The 4,632-nt window shown below is 71.8% G+C and carries 4 protein-coding genes and 1 pseudogene; 2 read left to right on the top strand and 3 right to left on the bottom strand.

Annotated elements, in window-relative coordinates:
• Positions 1 to 182 (top strand): annotated as a pseudogene (locus ACXJKG_RS19570) (ABC transporter permease); the annotation flags it as partial.
• 124 nt (positions 183 to 306) lie between these two features.
• On the opposite strand, the gene ACXJKG_RS19575 reads toward ACXJKG_RS19570, so the two are convergent.
• Together ACXJKG_RS19575 and map are read right to left on the bottom strand one after the other, a co-directional pair.
• Positions 307 to 1,824 (bottom strand): CoA-acylating methylmalonate-semialdehyde dehydrogenase, encoded by a 1,518-nt coding sequence (locus ACXJKG_RS19575; protein ID WP_456847399.1) that lies wholly within the window; start codon positions 1,822 to 1,824, stop codon positions 307 to 309.
• A gap of 276 nt (positions 1,825 to 2,100) precedes the next feature.
• The gene (gene map / locus ACXJKG_RS19580) at positions 2,101 to 2,865 is read right to left on the bottom strand and encodes a type I methionyl aminopeptidase (RefSeq protein ID WP_456847400.1); all 765 of its coding nucleotides are present in this window, start codon (positions 2,863 to 2,865) and stop codon (positions 2,101 to 2,103) included.
• Positions 2,866 to 3,196: 331 nt separating this feature from the next.
• On the opposite strand from map, the gene ACXJKG_RS19585 reads away from it, so the two are divergent.
• Positions 3,197 to 3,964, top strand: a complete 768-nt coding sequence (locus tag ACXJKG_RS19585) for a VOC family protein (protein WP_456847401.1) — start codon at positions 3,197 to 3,199, stop codon at positions 3,962 to 3,964.
• On the opposite strand, the gene ACXJKG_RS19590 is transcribed toward ACXJKG_RS19585, so the two are convergent.
• Positions 3,961 to 4,632: SDR family oxidoreductase (locus ACXJKG_RS19590; RefSeq protein ID WP_456847402.1), on the bottom strand; the 672-nt coding region annotated here is incomplete at its 5' end. The genes ACXJKG_RS19585 and ACXJKG_RS19590 overlap by 4 nt on opposite strands.

A 4,632-nucleotide genomic window follows, 5' to 3' on the forward strand; every position in this document is an offset into this window, starting at 1 on the left:
GGGTGCAGACGGTCGCCCGCTACAACCCGCTGACGTGGGCCACGGAGATCGCCCGGACCGCGATGTCATCGTCGGTGGACTGGTCCGTGGTGGCCAGCCGCGGCGCCCTGCTGCTGGCCCTGGCGGCCGTGGTGGCGTGGTGGTCGGTCCGCGCGATGCGCACGTACCAGCGCTCGCTCTAGCCACACCCGCAACGTCCGAGCACGTACGGCCTCCGACCCGTACGTGCTCGGACGTTGCTGAGTAGTCCCTGGTTGTGTCCGCGCTCCGATGGGTTCTGACCCGTACGTGCTCGGACGTTGCGCGTCAGTGGCTGGTCGTGCGGCCGAAGTGGAACTTGGCCGTCGCCGGGCTGCTCGGCCAGCGGCTGGTGACCACCTTGCCGCGCGTGTAGAACCGGACCGACTCGGGGCCGTAGATGTGGCTCTCGCCGAACAGCGAGTTCTTCCAGCCGCCGAAGGAGTGCCAGCCGACGGGCACGGGGATCGGCACGTTGATGCCGATCATGCCGACCGTGACGGCCCGCTGGAACGTCCGGGCCGCATCGCCGGAGGACGTGAACAGCGCGGTGCCGTTGCCGTACGGGTTGGCGTTGACCAGGGCGATCGCCTCGGCCAGGTCGGCCACCCGCATGACGACCAGCACCGGCCCGAAGATCTCCTCGGCGTACGCCCGCATGTCCGTGGTGACGCCGTCGAGCACCGTGGGGCCGACGAAGAACCCGTTCTCGTGACCGGCGACCGTGTGCCCGCGGCCGTCGAACCGCGCGGACGCCCCGTTGTCGACCGCGTCGGTGACGATCTCCTCGATCCGCAGCTGCGACGCCTTGGTGATCACGGGGCCCATGTCGCTGTTCGGGTCGGTGCCGGGTGCCACGCGGACCTTCGCCGCGGCGGCGGTGAGCCGCTCGATCAGCGCGTCGGCGATCTCGTCGACGACGACCGCCACCGAGATCGCCATGCACCGCTCGCCGGCCGCGCCGAACGCCGCGCCGGTCAGGTGGGTCGCCGCGAGGTCGAGGTCCGCGTCGGCCAGAACGACCGCGTGGTTCTTGGCGCCGCCGAGYGCCTGCACCCGCTTGCCGTGCGCGGTCGCGGTCGCGTGCACGTGCTGCGCGATGGGCGTCGAGCCGACGAACGACACCGCGTCGATGTCGGGGTGCGTGAGCAGCGCGTCGACGGCCACCCGGTCGCCCTGGACCACGGAGAAGACGCCGTCGGGAAGCCCGGCCGCCTTCCACAGCTTCGCGAGGAACAGCGACGACGACGGGTCCCGCTCGGACGGCTTGAGCACGAACGCGTTGCCCGTGGCGATGGCCATCGGCGACATCCACAGCGGCACCATCGCCGGGAAGTTGAACGGCGTGATCCCGGCGACGACACCCAGCGGCTCCCGGAAGGAGAACACGTCGACGCCGGTGGCCGCCTGGTCCGTGTACTCGCCCTTGAGCAGCTGCGGGATGCCGCAGGCGTACTCGATGACCTCGAGGCCGCGGGCGATCTCCCCGTGCGAGTCCGCCAGCACCTTGCCGTGCTCCGCCGTGATGATCGCGGCGAGCTCGTCGGTGTGCTGGATGATCTGCTCGCGCAGCGCGAACAGCACCGCGGCGCGCTTGGCCACCGGTTCCTGCGACCACGTCTGCGCCGCCGTCACCGCCGCAGCGACAGCCGCGTCGACGTCGGCCTGCTCCGCGAGGAGCACCCGGCCCGACACCTCCCCGGTCGCGGGGTCGTACACGTCCTGGGTCCGGGACCCGTCGGGCGTCGTCACCTGGCCCCCGACGACGTGACCGATGAGCGGAGCAGTATCGACGAGCGCGGACATCAGAGCCCTCTTTCGTGCCGGATCCGACGGCGTTGCCGGACCGGGCCAATCTAAGTCCGCCGTCAAGAACGTGGGGTCGGTCGCGGCTGTTCGGACGGCGGCAGACCGTCGCGACGTCGTCGAGAACACCATGAGACGCGCGATGGAGGGCCATCACACTGTTCATGTTGTTCTGAATGGTTCCAGCACCCGCCGCCGGAGCATCGCGCGTCAGGGGCGCAACGTCCGCGCTCCTGCGGGTCGGAGGCCGCTCGAGGGCGGACGTCCCGGGACGGGTCAGTCGCGGGCCGTGAGGACCAGGGGGCCGTCCGGGGTGATCGCGATCGTGTGCTCGGCGTGGGCGGCCAATGAGCCGTCGCCGGTGCGGATGGTCCAGCCGTCGGGGTCGATCGTGTACTCGTCACCACCGGCCATGAACCACGGCTCGATGGCGATGACCAGGCCCGGCTTGAGCTTCAGGCCCGTGCCAGGGCGGCCGAGGTTGGGCACGTGCGGGTCCTCGTGCATGGTCCGGCCGACGCCGTGCCCGCCGAAGTCGGCGTTGATCCCGTACCCGCCGGCGCGGCCGATGGTGCCGATGGCCGACGAGATGTCGCCCATCCGCGCGCCGGCGCGTGCCTTCGCGATCCCGGCGTCGAGCGCGCGCTCCGTGGTCTCGATGAGCGCGGTCACGGCCGGGTCCTGCGTGCCGATCTGGAAGGTCAGCGCGGAGTCGGCCACCCAGCCCTGCAGCTGCGCGGCGAAGTCGATGCTCAGCACGTCGCCGTCGGCGAGCACGTAGTCGGACGGCAGCCCGTGCAGGGCGGCGTCGTTGACGGAGGTGCACAGCACCCCCGGGTACGGCATCGCGCCGAAGGACGGGTGGTAGCCCAGGTAGACCGAGTGGGCGCCGGCCGCGTCGATCATCCGGTGCGCGTGGGTGTCCAGCTGCTTGAGGCTCATCCCCTCGCGGGCGACGTCACGCAAGGAGGAGAGCACGCCGGCGACGAACTTGCCGGCAGGACGCATCTGGTTGATCTGAGCAGGGTTCTTGAGGGCCACGGGCTCCACCCTGCCACGAAGCGGGCAGGCAACAGCCCGTGGGCCGGACCTCCGAGGAGGCCCTGCCGCGAAGGACGAGGTCGCGGCTCCCACGGGCTGCGGTGACTGCCATGGATTCGCTCGCCGGCCCGATGGACCTGCGGGCGGATCGTCGGTGCAATCCGTCCGAGTACTGATCGGGCGACTAGCGGACAGTCACCTCACGCGTCCTGGAATCGAACATGTCCTGGACCACCTCCTTCCCGTGTCCGACGAACGTACGTCCGGAATCGGCGGACGCCAAGGGGTTTTCCCGGTGGCGAACTCGGGAACACGTGACGACCCTGGACCGATGATCTCCGCGCTGCACGTGCTGCTGGCCAGCTCCGACCCGGCGGCCGACCGGGCGTTCCTGCGCGACGTGCTCGGGTGGTCGTCGGTCGAGGACGCGACCTCGGGCGACGGGTGGCTGATCTTCGCCCTGCCGCCGACGGAGCTGGGCGTGCACCCCGGCGACAGTGCCGACAGCGCCACGCTCCACCTCATGTGCGACGACCTCGACCACACCCTCGCCGCGCTCGCCGCCCAGGGGGTCCGACCGCTCGACCACCCCCACACCGAGGACTGGGGTGTCGTCACCCGGATCCCGCTGCCCAGCGGGGGCGCGCTCGGGCTGTACGAGCCGCGGCACCCGTCGCCCCTCACGGTGTTCGGCGGACCTGCCGTGCGCGAGCCCGTCACCCGCCACGCGGGCCTCGAGCTCTCGCTGTCGACGACGGTGCTCGAGGCGCGCGACGCCAACGCGCTGGCCGACTTCTACCGCCGGCTGCTCGGCTGGCGCGTGATGGGCGAGGAGCCCGGCTGGGCCCTGCTCCGCCCGCCCGCGGGCGGGACCGGCGTCGCGTTCAGCTCGGACCCCCTCTACGAGCGCCCGGTCTGGCCGGCGACGACCGACCACCAGCAGATGATGGAGCACCTCGACATCTGGGTGAACGACATGGCCCGGGGCGTCGAGCACGCGCTGGCCGAGGGTGCGACGCTCGCCGGCTTCCAGCCCCAGGACGAGGTCCGCGTCATGCTCGACCCTTCCGGTCACCCGTTCTGCCTGTTCGAGAGCTAGAGACGTCGAGAGCTAGCGCCGAGCCACTCCGCGAAGTTGACGCGGCCGTCGGCGTGCTCCGGCGTCAGGTGCCCCCCGTCGCGGAACCCGCGCAGCCGACCCGGCACCGGGACCGACCACACGGGCCGCCGGCGGCCGGTCGCGTCGAGGTACGTGCGCATGAGCTCGGCGACGTCCAGGATCTGCGGCCCGCCCAGGTCGGTGACCCTGCCCGACGGTCCCGCCTCGACCAGCTCCAGCAGCCGCGCCGCCACCTCGCGGACGTCGACCGGTTGGTCCTGCAGGTCCGTCGGCAGCACGGCGACCGGACCGCGCGAGAGGTTGTCCAGCAGGTTCGCGACGAAGTCGTGGAACTGGGTCGCCCGCAGGATCGTCCAGGGGATCCCGCCGTCCTCGACGAGCTCCTCGACGCGGCGCTTCACGCCGTAGAGCGCGAGCTCGACGGCATCGACGCCGACGATCGAGATGTAGACGAGGTGCTCGACGTGCGCGGCCCGGCAGGCGACGAGCAGCTGGACGGCGGCGTCGAGGTCGCGGTCCGGCTTGCGCGGGTCGCTCGCGCAGTGCACCACCGTGCGGACGCCGGCCAGGGACTCGGGCAGCCCGCGGCCGGTGAGCAGGTCGCCGACCACCCACTCGACCGCGTCCGGAACGGCCGGCGTGCGCGG

It is taken from the genome of Cellulomonas sp. P5_C6, from assembly GCF_054049635.1.

Coding starts and splice junctions, on each gene's coding strand:
- ACXJKG_RS19585 (WP_456847401.1), top strand. CDS start 3,197: ATGATCTCCGCGCTGCACGTGCTGCTGGCCAGCTCCGACCCGGCGGCC.